The 18,688-nt window shown below is 37.1% G+C and carries 18 protein-coding genes; 5 read left to right on the top strand and 13 right to left on the bottom strand.

Annotation, left to right across the window (positions count from 1 at the left end; genetic code table 11):
• Window positions 1–149: 149 nt before the first annotated feature.
• The 5 genes from ytpR to ACZDYH_RS25705 all read right to left on the bottom strand — a co-directional run bounded on the left by ytpR (window position 150) and on the right by ACZDYH_RS25705 (window position 4,216).
• Window positions 150–764: a YtpR family tRNA-binding protein gene (gene ytpR, locus ACZDYH_RS25725; protein WP_001006771.1), complete on the bottom strand. Its 615-nt coding sequence runs from the start codon at window positions 762–764 to the stop codon at window positions 150–152.
• Entirely contained in the window at window positions 761–1,573 is an 813-nt protein-coding gene (locus ACZDYH_RS25720) for a DUF1444 domain-containing protein (protein ID WP_000784588.1), read from the bottom strand. The genes ytpR and ACZDYH_RS25720 overlap by 4 nt, the downstream gene beginning before the upstream one ends.
• Before the next feature lie 79 nt (window positions 1,574–1,652).
• Entirely contained in the window at window positions 1,653–1,967 is a 315-nt protein-coding gene (locus ACZDYH_RS25715; RefSeq protein ID WP_000838193.1) for a thioredoxin family protein, read from the bottom strand.
• Window positions 1,968–2,049: 82 nt separating this feature from the next.
• The gene (locus tag ACZDYH_RS25710; RefSeq protein WP_000869940.1) at window positions 2,050–2,559 is read right to left on the bottom strand and encodes a DUF84 family protein; all 510 of its coding nucleotides are present in this window, start codon (window positions 2,557–2,559) and stop codon (window positions 2,050–2,052) included.
• A 583-nt stretch (window positions 2,560–3,142) separates the two neighbouring features.
• A complete protein-coding gene (locus ACZDYH_RS25705; RefSeq protein ID WP_474887469.1) occupies window positions 3,143–4,216 on the bottom strand; it encodes a M42 family metallopeptidase in 1,074 nt (357 codons plus the stop codon).
• 148 nt (window positions 4,217–4,364) lie between these two features.
• Between ACZDYH_RS25705 and ACZDYH_RS25700 the strand changes: the two genes are divergently transcribed.
• Window positions 4,365–4,676, top strand: coding sequence for a PepSY domain-containing protein (locus ACZDYH_RS25700; protein WP_000118543.1), 312 nt, complete (start codon window positions 4,365–4,367; stop codon window positions 4,674–4,676).
• A gap of 155 nt (window positions 4,677–4,831) precedes the next feature.
• Here ACZDYH_RS25700 and ACZDYH_RS25695 read toward each other — a convergent pair whose 3' ends face one another.
• Together ACZDYH_RS25695 and trmB are read right to left on the bottom strand one after the other, a co-directional pair.
• Window positions 4,832–5,686, bottom strand: coding sequence for a YtnP family quorum-quenching lactonase (locus tag ACZDYH_RS25695; RefSeq protein ID WP_000436855.1), 855 nt, complete (start codon window positions 5,684–5,686; stop codon window positions 4,832–4,834).
• Between the two features lie 70 nt (window positions 5,687–5,756).
• The gene (gene trmB / locus ACZDYH_RS25690; protein ID WP_001239385.1) at window positions 5,757–6,410 is read right to left on the bottom strand and encodes a tRNA (guanosine(46)-N7)-methyltransferase TrmB; all 654 of its coding nucleotides are present in this window, start codon (window positions 6,408–6,410) and stop codon (window positions 5,757–5,759) included.
• A gap of 228 nt (window positions 6,411–6,638) precedes the next feature.
• On the opposite strand from trmB, the gene ACZDYH_RS25685 reads away from it, so the two are divergent.
• On the top strand, window positions 6,639–6,917 hold the full coding sequence (locus tag ACZDYH_RS25685; protein ID WP_001122235.1) for a YtzH-like family protein: 279 nt from the start codon (window positions 6,639–6,641) through the stop codon (window positions 6,915–6,917).
• A gap of 3 nt (window positions 6,918–6,920) precedes the next feature.
• Here ACZDYH_RS25685 and ACZDYH_RS25680 read toward each other — a convergent pair whose 3' ends face one another.
• The 4 genes from ACZDYH_RS25680 to pepV all read right to left on the bottom strand — a co-directional run bounded on the left by ACZDYH_RS25680 (window position 6,921) and on the right by pepV (window position 12,354).
• Window positions 6,921–7,718, bottom strand: coding sequence for a phosphotransferase family protein (locus ACZDYH_RS25680; RefSeq protein ID WP_001986674.1), 798 nt, complete (start codon window positions 7,716–7,718; stop codon window positions 6,921–6,923).
• A gap of 227 nt (window positions 7,719–7,945) precedes the next feature.
• Window positions 7,946–10,087 carry a type I pullulanase gene (pulA, locus tag ACZDYH_RS25675; protein WP_000921740.1) on the bottom strand — a complete coding sequence of 714 codons (2,142 nt, stop codon included), beginning with the start codon at window positions 10,085–10,087 and terminating at the stop codon, window positions 7,946–7,948.
• 211 nt (window positions 10,088–10,298) lie between these two features.
• On the bottom strand, window positions 10,299–10,844 hold the full coding sequence (gene thpR, locus ACZDYH_RS25670; RefSeq protein WP_000418984.1) for an RNA 2',3'-cyclic phosphodiesterase: 546 nt from the start codon (window positions 10,842–10,844) through the stop codon (window positions 10,299–10,301).
• A 103-nt stretch (window positions 10,845–10,947) separates the two neighbouring features.
• Window positions 10,948–12,354, bottom strand: a complete 1,407-nt coding sequence (pepV, locus tag ACZDYH_RS25665; protein WP_102955989.1) for a dipeptidase PepV — start codon at window positions 12,352–12,354, stop codon at window positions 10,948–10,950.
• Window positions 12,355–12,711: 357 nt separating this feature from the next.
• Between pepV and ACZDYH_RS25660 the strand changes: the two genes are divergently transcribed.
• Window positions 12,712–12,933 (top strand): DeoR family transcriptional regulator, encoded by a 222-nt coding sequence (locus ACZDYH_RS25660; protein ID WP_000805512.1) that lies wholly within the window; start codon window positions 12,712–12,714, stop codon window positions 12,931–12,933.
• Window positions 12,934–13,017: 84 nt separating this feature from the next.
• On the opposite strand, the gene ACZDYH_RS25655 is transcribed toward ACZDYH_RS25660, so the two are convergent.
• Window positions 13,018–13,746, bottom strand: a complete 729-nt coding sequence (locus tag ACZDYH_RS25655; RefSeq protein ID WP_001234947.1) for a pseudouridine synthase — start codon at window positions 13,744–13,746, stop codon at window positions 13,018–13,020.
• 41 nt (window positions 13,747–13,787) lie between these two features.
• Window positions 13,788–15,440: a putative polysaccharide biosynthesis protein gene (locus ACZDYH_RS25650; protein ID WP_001284028.1), complete on the bottom strand. Its 1,653-nt coding sequence runs from the start codon at window positions 15,438–15,440 to the stop codon at window positions 13,788–13,790.
• 294 nt (window positions 15,441–15,734) lie between these two features.
• Here ACZDYH_RS25650 and ACZDYH_RS25645 point away from each other — a divergent pair, with 294 nt between their 5' ends.
• The gene (locus tag ACZDYH_RS25645) at window positions 15,735–17,006 is read left to right on the top strand and encodes a BaiN/RdsA family NAD(P)/FAD-dependent oxidoreductase (RefSeq protein ID WP_000558859.1); all 1,272 of its coding nucleotides are present in this window, start codon (window positions 15,735–15,737) and stop codon (window positions 17,004–17,006) included.
• Between the two features lie 225 nt (window positions 17,007–17,231).
• A complete protein-coding gene (locus ACZDYH_RS25640) occupies window positions 17,232–18,671 on the top strand; it encodes an MDR family MFS transporter (RefSeq protein ID WP_474887463.1) in 1,440 nt (479 codons plus the stop codon).
• Window positions 18,672–18,688: the final 17 nt, after the last annotated feature.

Genomic DNA, 18,688 nt, shown 5'->3' with positions numbered 1-18,688 from the left:
ACTCTACATATATCAACGATTTTTCAAATATATCTATCGTAACTCTACATATATCAACGATTCGACACGGAATATCGACTTACCAACAAAAAATGACAAAACAAAAAGAGAGACTGTCCAAAAGGACAACCTCTCTCTTCTTATATCAATTAAAATTTAAACTCTTGTCCAACTTCAAAGCTATCTTCTAATACAAGAATACCTTTTTCTTGTGGAGCATCTGGAAGCTCTAATTCACGTGCAGAGCAGATCATTCCAGAAGAAGGAACACCGCGAAGTTCTGCTGGTTTAATTAACATACCACTTGGCATTACAGCACCAATTTTTGCAACGACAACTTTTTGTCCTGCATCAACGTTTGGTGCACCACATACGATTTGTAATGTTTCTGTACCGATTTCTACTTTACAGATGTTTAGCTTGTCAGCATTTGGATGCTTTTCTTTTTCAGCTACATAGCCTACAACAAATTTCGGAGAAAGATCTGCTTCTACTGTTTCTTCAAAGCCATTCTTCGCTAAAATTCCGTTGATTTTCTCTACAAGCTCTTTCGTTAATGTAAGGTTGCCTGTTTCTTTTACTTCTAAGTAAGAAGATGCATTAAAGATGTTGAATCCTGCTGTTACATTGCTTTCACGATCGTATACGCGTGCAACATCTCCTTTGCGATCAAAAGTACGGTTCTCTAAAGTAATATCTTGTAAGGCAACAATTAAAGTGTCACCAATTCCTTCAAGGTTGTAAAAAACGTTCACTTCGTTCATCCTTTCTCTTTTCCATCTGTCTTCTTCCGATTTTTCGCTAAAATAAAGATTGGTTCAAATTCTCCATCTTCATATACGAATGAAAGTGATGTAATCGGAACATGCCCTTCGGCAAAAAATTTCATTGTCATTTGTGCAATAATATCATAACCGATTTCGTTGACGATATCAGCAATAATTAATACATCTTGGTGAGGAACAGCAACAACCATGTCACCAGAAATCTTTTCACGCATCGATTGTAGTAACGATTCGTTTAAAATACGAGTCGCGTCATACCCATCATTTGTGTTTAAAAAGTAGAATGTATTACCCGCTACTGTGTCTTGTTTAAATTCATAACCTAATGAGCGTGCGTTGAATAATGCCATTTCACGCACTTGCTGTTCTGTAAGTTCTAATTTTTGTAATAGACGCTCATCAATTAGTCGATACGTTTTATTCGAATCTAGCGCGTAGTAAATACGTGTTTCCGCCGTATGATCCGTCATAATAAACGGATTTCCTTCTTCTGCTTGTTTCGGGAAAGAAGTAGAGCGAATAACAGGTAAAATTTTCGCTCCGCTATTTTCTTCTTTATGCATCGCAATTAGCGCTTCTTGTACGTAATAAGCAACTTCTTCAATTGCCTTTTCCTTGTTCACTTCCCATTTTGCCACAACTCCTGGAAGCGATACGTTAATACCTTTTTTGGAGTCTTTTTGTTCAATACGTAAAACTTCTTTCTCACTATCATACTGAAAGTCCCATTCTGGGCGAGATAATTTCTTTATTAACTCATCTTTCATCTTTTTACTTGTCATCTTCATCTCTTTTTTCCTCCCTTCCAAAAAAATAACCTCCCCCGCGAAGGTAGAGGTTGTTTTACAATTCAATTGGCAAATTGCCTTATTTTAAACCTTCAATGAACTCTTCGATTTGTTCTTGTGTTTTACGATCTTTGTTTACATAGCGACCAGTTTCTTCACCTTTATTGTACGCTACAAAGCTCGGAATGCCAAATACGTCTAATTTTACACATAGATCAATAAACTCATCACGATCTACATAGTAAAATGAGAAATCACTATATTTCTCTTCTACTTCTGGCATAAATGGATCTACAAATCGGCAGTCTGGGCACCATTCTGCTGAGAACATAAAGACTACATTCTCTTCATTTTTTAACTGTTGGAATTGCTCCATGCTTTCTAATGACTTCATCTATATTTCCTCCTCTAACGAGTGCATTTTTCATGTTATAATCTTTCTTTTATACTACCATACATCGCGCACGGTGCAAGGTTTATGCTTGCTTTTTGTCATACTTATATTGCCCAACTAACAACTTAACAACGTGTACAAATAATTCCGTGCGGTCGACATAATCATCTGTAAAAATACCGATAGCACCTTCGTGACTACGAATATCTTTTCGCTGCACAAACTCTTCCATCACTTCGCTTAATTCCTTACCATCTTCAAGAGGTGCTAAAAAATCGTCTGGTAACGTAATACGCGCTCCTCCGGCCACAAATACTTTCCCATCCATTGTTGCTAGCGCGCCCCAGTTACACATAAATAAACCGTGCTCCGTTTTCATTACGCCGCCTTCTAGCCCAATACCAATTGGAGCTTCTCCTTCCTCTAGCGCTCGCTTCGCTCTATTAATCGCTCCTTGCATCGTCTCTTCATCTGAGAAAGGCTGAGCTGATACTCCTGACGGAACAGAAAGAGATGTAATTTCAGCATCTTTCCAAACCTTCTCCACAGCGCCAACCTTCGTTTTATTCTTTGATCCTACTACTACTTTCATTTCGTTCACCTCTATAAAAATTCATCATTCTATTCTAATATCCCTATCAGATACGAATTAAGCATCAACCACTACCACATATCACCAAGTCATCTATTCAGCCTAAAAAAGAAGGTTTTTTCTAGCAACATTACCGTCTTCAAAAACAAAAACAGCCTTCCTCTCACTTCCTACTTGGGGTCTTCATACATCATTCGAACACCAATTAAGCACTGACCACTCCCACTCATGGATGGGTCATCTATTCAATCTAAAAAAAGAAGGTTTTTTCTAACAACATTACCGTCTTCAAAAACAAAAACAGCCTTCCTCTCACTTCCTACTTGGAGTCTTCATACATCATTCGAACACCAATTAAGCACTGACCGCTCCCACTCATCGCTGGGTCATCTATTCAATCTAAAAAAGAAGGTTTTTTCTAACAACATTACCGTCTTCAAAAACAAAAACAGCCTTCCTCTCTTTTCCTATCCAGGGTCTTAATACACCATTCGAGCACCAATTAGGCACTGACCATTCCCACTCATGGATGGGTCATCTATTCAAGCTAAAAAAAGAAAGGCTCTTCAGCCCTTCTTCCTCTCTACGCGTTATTCTTAATTGTCTCTAACGTCGTTTTATCCGTTGTTCTTACAAGCTTCGTAATTAATTCTTTCGCCGCTGCATAATCATCAACATGTAAAATTGAAGCATGTGTATGAACGTAGCGCGCACAAACACCAATTACTGCTGATGGGATACCAGAGTTACTTGTATGTACACGGCCCGCATCTGTACCACCTTGTGAAATAAAGTATTGGTACGGAATGTTGTTTGTTTCTGCTGTATCTAAAATGAATTCGCGTATTCCTCTATGTGTTACCATCGTGCGATCGTAAATACGAAGAAGAGCACCTTTTCCTAATTGACCGAACTGTGTTTTGTCACCAGATGCATCGTTTGCTGGACTTGCATCAAGCGCATAGAAAATATCTGGTTGAATCATATTTGCAGCTGTTTGCGCTCCGCGGAGCCCTACTTCTTCTTGTACAGTAGCACCAGAATATAATATATTTGGTAATGTTTCATCTTTTAATTCTTTTAATAATTCGATTGCAAGACCACATCCGTAACGGTTGTCCCAAGCTTTCGCCATAATTTTCTTCTCATTTGCCATCGGTGTAAACGGGCAGATTGGCACGATTTGTTGTCCTGGTTTTACACCAATCTCAATCGCATCTTCATAGCTATCTGCACCTATATCAATTAACATATTTTTTATATCCATCGGTTTTGCACGTTGCGCGTCACTTAATAAATGAGGAGGAATAGAACCAACAACCCCAATAACAGGACCATTCTTCGTCATAACTTGTACACGCTGTGCTAATAAAACTTGGCTCCACCAGCCGCCTAACGTTTGAAAACGAAGCATTCCGTTTTTCGTAATTTGCGTAACCATGAAACCTACTTCATCCATATGACCTGCTACAAGAACACGCGGGCCAGTTTCGTCCCCTTTTTTCAGACCAAATACGCTACCTAAACCGTCTTGTACAATTTCATCCGCATATTTGCTTAATTCTTGTTTCATAAAACGGCGTACATCATGTTCAAAACCTGATGCACCTTGTAATTCTGTTAACGTACGAAATAATTGTAATGTCTCTTTATTCACGAAGTCCCCTTCTTTCAAACCTTAGTAGAATACCTCTTTTATTGTAACGAAATTTTCGAAATGTTTCTAGTTTCTTCTTTTTTAGCTGTATTTGCTTTATAATTATTATCGGTACACTATTTTTATTTTATAGAATTGAGGTGAATATATGAGTTGGAAAGGTTTAGTAGCAGGTCTTGGCGTTGGGTTCGCAGCTGGTTATCTCGTTGCAAACAAAGTACAAGAACAATCCCATATTTCTTCAGAAAAAGCATTGAAAATGGTGAAACAAGCATTAAGTCATAAAGGTGAAATTACTGGCTCTTGGGTACATATGGTTCCAGAGACATTTGAAAAATATGATGTCGCATATGAAGTTTATCGCGGCGGTCTTACAACAATGTTAAATGATATACAAGAACGATTTGAATTTTTAGTTGATGCTAAAACAGGTACTGTTTTAGAGGTTATAGCAGCATAAAAAGGAGGGTTCCCATTAGGTGAACCTCTTATTTTTTAATTGTGGGTATTGATTAAAATTATATCAGCGATTTCCCAATTATATCGATTTATCAACAAAACCCGACAATAAAAAAGAGGCTGCTCCAATAAATATGATGGAACAACCTCCTATTTTTATGCTTCTATACTCGTTTTCCGTTCTATTTTTTCTACGATATGCCCTTCCTCATTCCACTTCACAGCGCGATAATATGCATCATGGTAAAACGTAAACCATGCCTCTTTTTCAGCACCATACTTCATCCACTTTTGCTTATTTTCAATCGAGGTCATCGGATAATCATCGTATGCCATTACCCATAATACATTTTGATGCGCATGCGTCGGTAAGAGATCCGCTAAGTGTAGCATCGTTTCCCCTTGACTCTCCAAAGCGATAACTGCATGTCCATCACTATGACCACCCGTACGCGCCATCTTGATTTCATCTGTAATTTCTATTTCTTGCTGGAACGTAACAACTTGATCTACAATTGGCTCCCAATTTTCCTTCCAATATGTATTACGTGATCTAATGTTTGGATTCCTCATTTCATTCCATTCTGTTTCACTTACGTAAACTTTCGCATTTGGAAATGACGGTACAAGGTGATCATCTTCCCATTTTGTTAGACCAGATGCATGATCAAAATGAAGATGTGTCATCAAGACGTAGTCGATATCTTCAGGCTTTAATCCTAATTTTTCTAATGATTCATAAACCGATGATTCTTCTGTTACACCTTGATTTCGTTTCATCTTCTCATTCAACTTACCGTTTCCTATCCCGGAATCAATGAGCATATTTCCGTCTTTTGTTTGCAAAAGTAACGGATCTGTTCGTAAATAAATATGATTTGTATCATTATGTTTATATTTACGTGACCAAAGTACTTTCGGCACGACTCCAAACATTGCTCCTCCATCTAAATGTGTATTCCCGCCTTTTAACCACGTTACTTTTATATCTCCAATTTGTAACTGTTCCATTACACATCCCCCTTTTCAATTAATCTTAACATAAAATTCTGATTATTTTAGATGTAAAAAAACCTACGCATTACTGCATAGGCTCTGTACGATATTTTGCTTCAACTCGGTAAATACGATGACCTTTACTAGAGAATTTCTCTTCGTATTCAGTCATGATGTTACCTTCAAAGTCGCTGTTATGAAGATCTAAGCTTAAGTACGTTAGTAACATACCGTACTCAGCCATACTCATAAGAGAATATTCAAATAAACCTTGGTTATCTGTTTTGAAATGAATTTCTCCGCCTTCTACTAACACTTCTTCGTAATTACGTAAAAATGTTTTATACGTTAAACGACGCTTCGTATGACGTTTCTTTGGCCATGGATCTGAGAAGTTTAAATAAACGCGATCAATTTCACCTTTCGCAAAGAAAACTGTTAAATCTTCAGCATCTTTATTAATTAACTTTAAGTTTGGTAATTCTTCTTCAATTAATTTATCAAGTGCATCTACAACAACACTTGTGAATTTTTCAATTCCAATATAATTAATATGTGGATTCGCTTTCGCCATATCATACATGAAGCGGCCACGACCTGTACCTACTTCAATGTGAATTGGTTGTTCGTTTCCAAATACTTCTTTCCAGCTACCAGCGCGCTCCTCTGGGTTTCCGATTACGATATGTGAATATTCATTAATTCGATCCATTGCATACGGTTTATGTCTTAAACGCATAGATGTTTCCCTCTCTTTACATAGCTATTTTAAAGGAATAATTCCTTCTTTCTTTTTTAATCAATCTACCAAACAAAAAACCAAGTACGTACGAGCACTCGGTCCGTTTCTTTCAAGTATAAGATGTACCATTTTGATAAAAACTACATACAGCATTAAACATTCCATGACGAAACAGCTTTTTCTCTTACATTTGAAGAGAAAAACAATCGAAAGGATGATCCGTTCATGCCAATTAATCAACAACATCAATTAGAAGTGCTGAAAGATATTTTAGTCAACCACCAAAGTGATTGCTGCGGGACAGTTTCAGAATGCGAGCAATTAGAGCGCCTCATTCAATCGTTACTCGCAAACGATAATATAAGTAGTGACGCTAAAACAATGCTAAACGATGTATATTCTTATAGTCAATCGGGTAAATCTTCCTCTAATTTGGACAACCATATTTCCAATAATCAAGAACAACTTACTCAGTGGATTGCTGGAATGGACAATTTTTCTTAAGTATCATTCTGAAGCAAGTAGTTGCTGTAAATATTGATGCCAATATTCAGCTTCTGCTTGCTGTTTTTTTGTTGTATGCCATTGAATAGACAAAATCGTTTGTGCTATCACATACCATCTCATACGCCTAAGCAGCGATTCATCCATTTCAATATCATAGTAACCGAGCCACTCACTCCATTCCTGGCGCGGAATGTACCAATATAATAACATACCGAGGTCTAGAGCTGGGTCAGCAATTACAGCTCCATCCCAATCAATTAAAAACAATTCATCTTCATCCGACAATAGCCAGTTGTTATGGTTTACATCACAATGGCATACAACGAATTCATTGTATTCAATAGCTTTTAATGAATCCATTAAATATTGAAGGCCTTGCTGAATTGTTTCATCATCCCTTATATCTCCTCTTAAAACGAGTTGCAGTTGTTGTAATAACTCTTGTGCGTGAAGCGGCTGCTTCCCAAGTCTTTGAATCATCTGTACAAGCGCTTTAGAGGAGTGTATTTTCTTCAAAAGTTTCGCAACACGTTCTAGTTTCATATCCTCTGGCTCTAGCTTCTGTCCCGGAAGCCATTTTTGAGCAGAAATTACATCACCATTCGTTACCCTTCTTGTCCAAAGTAATTTTGGAACAATTCCTTCTGCTGACAATACCGCTAAAAAGGGCGATGTATTCCGCTTTAAAAATAACTTCTGTTGTCCGTTTTGCGCAATATATGCATCGCCCGTTACTCCACCAGCCGGTACAAGACTCCACTCTTTTCCTAATAATTGTTCCAACCATTCCATATTCATTACCCGTTAACAAATCCTTATCTTTTATAGTTATGAAAAGAAAAACCGCAACATTTCTACACATGTTGTGGATTCATATATTTTACTGTAAATGAAAAGAAAAATTAGCCTAAGCCAAAAATCCTCTATTTTATTTTACAAAACCTGTCATAGAATGACAACTTATCAAAATCGTCACCTTTGTCAATTCTACATTTATTACATTCTCATCGTCAAGTAGCGATTTGTCACATTATCGTCAATATATACGTGCTAATTGGAGCGAGCTTAAGTTCCTTTCCTCTAAATGAAGAAATTGGCTCTATTTTCGCTTCGTTTTCGTTTACTAACACATGCCACGTTGCTTCTTTCGGAAGTTGCACAGTTTTAGCTTCTAAACCGCTATTAAATAAGACGATAATCTCTTTCCACGGCCCAAACGTTTCTACATGCTCTAGGTGATATGCAAGTACTTCTGTAGATGTTTGTAAAAAAGTCATATGTTTTTTTATAAGGTCTGCGCTTTGTAATCGGAATGCCCCATGCTCTTTACGAATCGCAATTAAACCTTTTATATAGTTAACGGTCTCTATCTCTTTCTCTTTTTGATCCCAATCTAATTGATTGATCTCATCATTTGCATTATAACTATTTTCATTTCCTTTCTTCGTACGATAAAACTCTTGCCCTGCGTGTAAGAAAGGAATGCCTTGTGAAAGAATAACCATTGCGCTCGCTAACAGGTGACGTTTTTTCAAAATCGTTTCTGATTCTTCATTACTGCGCACTAGTTTATCCCACATCGTCATATTATCATGACATTCTACATAGTTAATGCTTTGCGCTGGCTCTAGAAACAGCCCTGTTTCTTTCATACTTAAAAGACTTCCTGCTGCAATATACTGCAAATGATTACAGTCTACATGCCCACCAAATGCAAAACCACGCTTATTTATATGAAATGTACTCCCTTTTATCCCATCACGAAATTGATCATTAAACTGCGCGATATGTGGCATTTTCTTCGCATTATTTAACGTTGCTTTTTCCTCACGAGGAAGCGGTGTTTGTAAATCCCATCCTTCTCCTAATAACAAAGCATCTCTTTTTATGTTTCGCACTTCTTTTTCTATCATATTCATTGTATCAACATCTAAAATTCCCATTAAGTCGAATCGGAATCCATCGACATTGTATTCAGTAAGCCAATATAAAATAGACTCTACAATGAATTTCCTCATCATTTTCCGTTCAGACGCTATATCATTTCCGACTCCCGTCCCATTAGAAGGCATACCATCTTCACCATGACGAAAATAATATCCTGGAACAAGCTTTTCAAATGATGATAGCTCTCTTTCATAAACATGATTATATACAACATCTATAATCACCCTAATACCTTGTTTATGAAATGTTTCAATTAGTTGTTTGCACTCAACTATCCTGTTATACGGATCAGAGGGGTTTGTAGCATAATATCCTGTTGGTGCATTGTAATATAATGGATTATATCCCCAATTATAGGCGGACGAAGGATTCGCCTCATCTACACCACCGAAACAATATAAAGGTAATAGTTCAACATGTGTAACACCTAAATCTTTTATATGAGACAACCCTGTTAATGTCCCATTCCGTCCTGTTGTTCCCTCTTCCATCAATCCTTTATATGTTCCCTTTTGAATTACTCCACTATTTGGATGTATAGTCGCATCACGAATATGCAGTTCATACAATATGGCATCTGTCATTGATTGTAATGTTGGTAATCCCTCTCGTCTTGTTACATTCGTTTTTTCTAAATTGATAACAACACCATGTTTTCCATTTACCGTCACCGACTTTGCATAAGGATCCACAGCTTCGTTCCATATTAAATTAATACAAACAAGAAATGTATAGCGTGCTCCGTCTAAATCACCTTGTAATGTTTGAATCCAAACTCCGTTTTCTCCCCTGTACATTTCATGATCGGCATATTCTTTATCGCTCTTATAAATTCTTACTTTCGCAAGCCTTGCAGTTGGGGCCCATACTTTAAATGTCGTTTCTTCTTTTTGATAAACAGCACCTAAATCTGTACCTTCGTAATAATACTTTTCATCGAAAATTTTTGTTCGAATAACAGCACCTATTTGTAAATCAGTTTCTTCATTCCGTTCATCTCGTACTGTATAATACTTCCCCACATCTAGCGGCTCTTCTATAAAGCACTCATACTTCGTTGCATCTGGAAGCGCAATCGTATGAGCAATCGGTAAATCTTTCACATTACTTCCTTCTTGCAAACGAAATGTCCGACTTGTTCCATACGCATGTGGGAGCAAAATTGTAATTTTATTCATTTCATCTAAATAGGCATCAAATGGACGTTTTACTTTCAACATAAAAAAATCACCATCATTCTCAAAGTTAAAATAAAGTGAAACTTTAATGAGCGAGAAAATTTCTCCATCCTCACTTATTATTAGCCTTCACCAATTAGGCGAGATAAAATGAGCTGCAAATGATAAGGCTTTTCTTATCAACAAGACTCTATACAGTAACTCCATTCTTCTCTATAGTATATTCACCTGCATAAAAAACGTTTTCAACATTCTATTTTTGTAATTTTATTTCAGCAATCGATTTATACTTCGGGGTTTCTTTCACGTGGGATTCGTATAAAGTAATTGTATCTGCTTGAAATGATATTTCAGGCACTTCTTTTATACTTTCTAAACGAAACTTTTCTTCTCCTATCCATTTACGAGCAACGGTAATATGCGGGTGATATGGGCGTGTTTCTAGAGAAAATCCATTTTCTTCACAAATGGCATGTATTTGCTTTTGCAACTGAAACAAATCGTGATTCTCACTTACCTTCGCCCAAAAAATACGAGGCTGATCTTCCCTACCAAACGTTGAAAAACCTTGTAATGTGAACGATAGTTCTTTTGTTTCTGCAATTGTTTGTAATCCATTCTTTATTCCCTCTAGCTGTTCCTCCGTTGCACTCCCTAAAAATGAAAGGGTAATATGATAGTCTTCTTTATGTACCCATGAACGAAATTGTAATTCCTCTTGCATGTCCTCTTTATAGTTAGACAGCATTTCTTTTATATGATTCGGTAACGTAATTGCGACAAAATAATGCAGTTCCATGTACATCTTCTCCTTCTTTCTATTGTTGCTTTTCTTTCTTATCTCATTCAGGTAAAAAGAAGCCGCTCTCCAAAATAGAGAGCGGACATTATTTATATATCCATTACTTCGCTAATTCATGAATTGCTTGCGCGTAAATTGCTGTTGCTTTTAATAAGTCTTCAATTTCGATATACTCATCTTTTTGATGCGCAAGTTCTTCTTTTCCAGGGAATAGCGGGCCAAATGCCACACCAGCTTTTAATGAACGAGCATAAGTACCGCCGCCGATTGCTAATAGTTCTGCTTTTTCACCTGTTTGTTCTTCATACACACGTTGTAACGTACGGATTAATACGTGATCTTTATCGACGTGATGCGGGCGAGAATTAGAATAGTCAGCCACTTCAAAACCATGCGTACCAATATATGCTTTCAACTTCACAATTGTTTCTTCAAAGTTAGTTGTAACTGGGTAACGTACGTTTAGCCCTAAGTTACCACCGTTTTCTTTCGTATAAGAAATGCGACCGACATTCACTGTTAACGGACCGCTAATTTCATCTTTATAAGCAATAGTAGCTTTTTCACCAAAAATATCACCAGTAAATGTTTCTGTTGCAAATGTCGCAAATGCAGTTGCTTTTCCATCAAGTGAAACTGTAGTTAAGAAGTTTGCTAATAATAAACCTGCATTTTCTCCTTTTTCAGGAGTAGATCCATGCGCTGAAATTCCTTCTATTTGCAACGTCACTGTATTTCCTTCTATAGTCGATTTCCCTATTTTTTTAGCAGTTTGTAAATACTCTTCATATGCTACTGTAAGTGCATTTACATCTTCTCCTGTAATAACCGCTTCTGCAAAATCAGGAACCATATTTAAACGGCGCCCTGAATCAAATGAAACAAGTTCATATGTACCTTTTTTCTCTTCACTACCATTTTGCACAACTTGTATATCAGAAATTCCTTTTTCTGCATTAATAATTGGAAAATCCGCGTCTGGCGCAAAACCGATTGTTGGCATTTCTTCGTTTTTAAAGTAGTGATCTACACATTTCCAATTGCTTTCCTCATCTGTTCCTATAATCATACGAACACGTTTGGAAAGAGGTAAGCCTAATTCTTTCACAATTTTCATCGCATAATATGCTGCCATCGTTGGGCCTTTATCGTCAATTGCACCACGTGCAAAAATCTTTCCGTCGCGAATATCTGCACTATATGCAGGAGTCGTCCAGCCATCTCCTTCTGGTACAACGTCAACGTGACAGAGAATACCTACTAATTCTTCTCCTTGCCCCATTTCAAGATGACCTGCATATCCTTCTAAATTTTTAGAAGTAAAACCTTCAGTTTCTCCTTTATGTAACATGAAAGATAAAGCTTTTTCTACACCTTCACCGAATGGTGCGCCCTCTTTCGCAGATTCTTCTTCCCATACACTTTTAATTTGTAAAAATTGTTGTGTATCACGAATTAAATCATCTTTTCGTTTCGCAACTTCTTCTGTCCAATTAATTGCTGACATCACGCATCCATCCTTCACTATATTGTTTCTTTCATCATAACAAACCGAAATCTCTTATGCCATACACGAAAACTAAATACCGAACAATTGTAATATTTCAGATATTTCTTATTAGTTTTTCTTTTGTTTTTTCAAAAAAATTTGCAGGAATTTGGCGTTTTACGTAGAATTTTATGTGTTAGTTGACTGACCATATATACAATGTCAACTACCAATATTTTTCTATATGAATATTTGTTAAATTTCTGTAAAATTTAAGTAGATTAAAGCATGAATTTTATCATGTAGAGTACAATGGTAGTAACGACCTTCTTTCCTGAATGGGGTCAAAAAAACTAGTAGAGGAGTGGTTTTCTCTTGAAACCTACAACTACTCGTATGCTAACACGCATTAAATCAATTTATATGTACATCAATGAAAACGGAACGGTAACGACGAAAGACCTTGTAGATGAGTTCGGGATCACACCGCGAACGATACAACGTGATCTAAATGTGTTGCAGTTTAATGAACTCGTGTATAGCCCTTGCCGCGGTAAGTGGACAACAACAGGAAAGAAAGTGAGAATGACCTCATAACGAAAAATAATTGTATGGTAAATAAATACATACCCCTTTCTAATAATTAGAAAGGGGTCTTTTCTGCGCCTATAAAGGTAGGTACTACTTTTCAGTATCTACTTGATATGTTTTTAACATTTCTACTTCTTCATCTGTTAGCTCTCGGTATTGTCCAAGTTCTAGTTCTTCATCTAATACTAACGGACCCATCTCTGTTCTCTTTAGGTAGACTACTTTTTTTCCTACCGCTTCAAACATACGCTTCACTTGATGGAATTTCCCTTCCGTAATCACAAGCTCAATTTCAGAAATATCATCGCTTTTCAATATTGTAAGTGCACCTGGCTTTGTTTCATAGCCATCGTCTAAAATAACACCTTTAGCAAATTCTTTTACATCCTCTTCTGTTACTACTCCTGCAACGTGTGCATAATATTTTTTCGGCACATGCTTTTTCGGAGATAATAATTGATGTGATAACTTCCCATCATTTGTTATCAATAGGAAGCCTTCCGTATCGATATCAAGTCGTCCAACTGGGAACGGATCAAAGATTGCATCTTCTAATTCTAATAAATCTATTACTGTTTCATGATTATCATCTTCCGTCGCTGAAATAACACCTTGTGGTTTATGCATCATTAAGTAAACAAATTCTTTGTATTCCACAACTTCACCGTGAATCATAACTTCTTGCTCTTCTACATTTACATGAACTTTCGCATCTTTTACTGGCGTTCCATCAATTTTCACAACGCCATCTTTCAATAATTTCTTTACTTCTTTTCTACTTCCATATCCCATATTTGCTAATAATTTATCTAATCTCACGTTTTTCACCTTCTTTATTTATCATAGAAAAGGGGACGTAATTACGCCCCTCTTGATTTCAACTTTATTTTAAATCTACTACCAAGTTTACGTTGAATTTTATCTAATGCTTCTCCACCAAATACTCTTTCAAGTACTCCTGTGCGAATTGCTAACAATCCGTAAACAAGACCGCCAATACCTGCACAAATCGCAACTGTTATAAGAGCACCAATACGGCCATCAGGCGAAATCATGAAGGATAGAATCCATTGTGATAGTTTTACAGCAACGACCATTATAAGTGTCAGTACTGCAATTTGGAATGTTCTTTTATATACAACACCGAATGAATAGTGTGCGTATTTTTTAATTTGTTGATTTGTGTACCAAACAGAAGCTAAGAAACCAACTGCTGTCGCTAGAATTGCTCCTACTGTACCGAAATAACGAATAAAGATTACGTTACATACAAATTTCAAAATAACGCCCATTATAAGCGCAATAATCGCATGCTTCTGCTGGTTAATACCTTGCAGGATTGCCGCTGTTACTGTAAATAAAGCGAATAACAACGCAACTGGTGCATACCACATTAATACTTGTCCACCTAGTGGATCTGAATCGTAAAACGCAGTATAAATTGGATATGCAAGTGAAGAAATACCGACAACTGCTGGCAATGTTAAAAACATATTTGCCTGGAATGTTTGTGTAATTTGTAATTTCAAATAGCGGTATTGTTTTTCAGTAAATGATTTTGTAATTGCTGGTACAAGCGTTAAACTAAACGCTGTTGCAAGTGATACAGGAATCATAATTAACTTATGCGTCCACATTGTGAAAATGCCGAGAGCTCGCTCTGCGATATCACCTTGACCAATCGCCTGCATAATTGAGTTAAATGTCAATGTATCAATTTGTTGATATAAAGGAATTGTTAACCCAATTACAACGTAAGGAATCGCATATGCAAATAACTCTTTAAACAATTGAACGGTGCTTACTGTTGATTCTGGTACAGTTTGTTCAATTAAATATTGATCCAAATATTTTTTACGTTTTAGCCAGTACCAAATTAACACACCGAGTGCTCCAACCGCTGAAACGAACGCAGCAAATGTCGCTACTCCAACTGCTGTTGCAACTGTACCGCCAAGTACTTTAATAACGATAAAACTACCTGCTAATAAAAAGACGATACGAATAATTTGTTCAATAATTTGTGAAACGGTAGTTGGTCCCATAGACTGGTGACCTTGGAAATAACCACGAATTAAACTCGCTGCTGGTACAACAATAAGCGCGAAACTTACAAGACGAATGATCGTCGTAACTTCTCCTACATTATTGTGTATACTTTGTTTACCAAGCATCGCTTCTGCAAACAATGGCGCCGTCATGTACAGTACTAGGAACGAAAGAACTCCTGTTACTATCATCATAACCATTCCCGAGCGGAACATTCTCCGGCTCGTTTTATAATCGCCAAGCGCATTATATTTGGAAACAAATTTTGAAACAGCAAGTGGCACACCTGCCGTTGCGATACTTAAAAAGATCGTATATGGAATGTATCCATATGTATAGAGCGTTCCGCCTTCTGTTCCTACTAATGCATGAAACGGAAAGACGTAAATCATGCCTAAGAACTTTACTAAAAATGTCCCTAGCGTAACAATAAGCGTTCCGCGCAGAAATTTCGAATCGGACATACAAAAATCCTCCTACATCTACATAAAGTGAAACTATAATTAGTTGGAGACTTCTCTCCTACTCCTTATTAGTTGAACCATTCGAGCATTTACAGGCTAACAGACTCCCTATTTACTTCTCCTAAATCTTGAGGTTTTAGTCTTATCGCCTACAAATGGCAGGATAGTGCTGAACTCTAACTTTTGTATTGTACCACAATTCTCTCATTAAGCAGTACTTCACTCTATTTTTCTTTTAAGGGAAAACATGCTATTCTTTTAGGCAGGAAATGTAGAAAATGAGGTCGATATATTATGCATTATGATGTTATTGTCATCGGCGGCGGTCCTTCTGGGCTAATGGCTGCAATTGGTGCTGCAGAAGAAGGCGCAAATGTCTTACTTCTTGATAAAGGAAATAAACTTGGGCGTAAACTTGCAATTTCTGGTGGCGGACGCTGTAACGTAACGAACCGTCTACCACTTGATGAAATTGTTAAACATATACCAGGAAACGGTCGCTTCTTATACAGCGCTTTTTCTATTTTTAATAATGAAGATATTATTACATTCTTCGAAAATCTCGGTGTTAAATTGAAAGAAGAAGACCACGGTCGCATGTTCCCTGTGTCAAACAAAGCACAATCTGTTGTAGACGCACTTTTAACACGATTAAAAGACTTAGGTGTAAAAATTCGTACAAATACGCCTGTTGAAACGATTGAATATGAAAATGGTCAAACAAAAGCAGTTATACTGCAAACAGGCGAAGTGTTAGAAACAAATCACGTCGTTATCGCTGTTGGCGGAAAATCAGTTCCTCAAACTGGATCTACTGGAGACGGATATGCTTGGGCTGAAAAAGCGGGTCATACAATCACAGAATTATTCCCAACAGAAGTACCTATCCTTTCAAACGAGCCGTTTATACGTGACCGCTCATTACAAGGTCTTGCTTTACGTGATATAAACTTAAGTGTATTAAACCCGAAAGGAAAAGCTATCATTTCTCACAAAATGGACATGCTCTTCACTCATTTCGGCCTATCTGGACCTGCTGCTCTTCGCTGTAGCCAATTCGTCGTGAAAGCACTGAAAAAGTTTAAAACGAATACAATACAAATGAGTATTGATGCATTGCCAGAGGAAAATAGTGAGCAACTGTTTCAGCGCATGCTGAAACAAATGAAAGAAGATCCAAAAAAAGGAATTAAAAACGTTTTAAAAGGTTATGTTCCTGAACGTTACTTCCTATTCTTATTAGAAAAAAATGAAATTGACGGCAGCGAACAAGCTGGACAAGTTTCTCACGAAAAGATTCGTGCACTTGTGAAAGACTTTAAAGAGTTTACTGTGAATGTAAATGGTACGCAGTCAATTGAAAAAGCATTCGTTACTGGCGGCGGTGTATCCGTGAAAGAAATTAATCCGAAAGAAATGTCTTCTAAATTTACGAACGGCTTATATTTCTGCGGAGAAGTTCTTGATATTCATGGTTATACTGGTGGCTATAATATTACATCAGCCCTTGTTACTGGTAGAATTGCCGGAACGACAGCTGGAGAAAACGCGAAAATGCAGTATTAAAAAAAAGAAACAGGGATTCCTGTTTCTTTTTTTATAGGTACATGAAATTATATGAGCGATTCTGCAACTTATATCGGCGATTTCCCAAATATATCGACTTACCGACAAGAAACGACAAATATAGGCTCCACTTAACTTCCCATTGCTTTTTTGTTGCTTTATATACCTTAGTACCTTTATATTTTATATTGTTGAATATTTAAAAAAGGGTAAGGGGAAAAACAAATGAGAAAAAAAGTCATGATGTCTTTAATGTTAATGACGTTTCTTTCTGCGGTAGAAGGAACGATTGTTAGTACAGCAATCCCTCGTATAACGAGTGATTTGTCAGGCGTCGAACTTGTTAGTTGGGTATATGCAATTTATATGCTTGCAACAGCTGTTTCGACTACAATATACGGAAAGCTCGCTGATTTATTTGGCCGTAAAAAAGTTTTACTGATCGGAGCTACAATCTTTTTAGTCGGTTCTGCACTTTGCGGAGTCGTTACATCGATGGAACAATTAATCTTCTTCCGCGCGCTTCAAGGTATCGGTGCTGGTGCTGTTATGCCAATCACAATGACGATTATTGGAGACTTATATAGCGAAGCGAAAGACCGCGCGAAAGCACAAGGTTGGATGAGTGCCGTTTGGGGTGTATCCGGTGTTATCGGACCGTTAGTAGGTGGATTTTTAGTTGATTCCCTTTCTTGGCGCTATATTTTCTTCCTAAACGTTCCATTCGGAATTATCGCTTGCTTAATGATTGCAATTTACTACAAAGAATCTATTAAACCTGCTAAGCATCATATCGATTATCTTGGTGCAACAGTCTTCTCATTAAGTACAATCGCTCTACTATATGCATTATTAACAGGTAGCAGTAAGCAAAACTGGGGAGACATGACAATTATCGGCCTATTAATCTTTGCCGCTATTTCATTTATTATTTTCTTATTCATCGAGAAGAAATCTCCGGAACCATTAATTCCGCTATCACTTTTCTCTAACCGTACATTATCTACGATAAATATATTAACTCTTATTGCTGGCGCAATGATTATTAGTATTACAATGTACCTTCCAATTTGGAGCCAAGGTGTATTAGGGAAAAACGCTACAGAAGCTGGACTTATTTTAATGCCAATTCCTGTTATGTGGACATTTGGCGCTATTTTCTCTGGTAACTTAGTAGGCAAATTAAAAACGAAACAAATCATTTTACTTGGAGCTAGCATTTTATCAGTCGCTACGTTCTTATTATTTACACTATCAACAAATTCACCATCGTTCCTTATTTATGTAGCAGTCGGATTATTCGGCTTAGGCATGGGGCTTGTGACACCGATTTACATGGTAACAATTCAAGCAGCCGTACCAGCTCATACACGCGGAACAGCTGTTGGTTTAAACACATTTATTAATACATTTAGTCAAACGTTAGGTGCTGCAATATTCGGTACAATCTTCAATACGATGATTCACGCACGTGGTATTAAAAATCTTGATCTTGTATCTGGTGGACATGGCGGTACTACAGCAAACGTAGTAACCGAATCGCAATCTGCATTAGCATCAAGCGTACACGTCATTTATATGAGCACTTTCGTATTAGCAGTATTTACATTAATTATCGCTTGGCTCTTATTAAAGCCAGCTACACAAACAAGTGAGCAACAATAAAAAGGATGACCATTTTG

This window comes from Bacillus sp. EB V-12, from assembly GCF_056158125.1.
The sequence above is the reverse complement of the archived record's forward strand: the minus strand, read 5'-3'. Positions and strand labels throughout refer to the sequence as shown.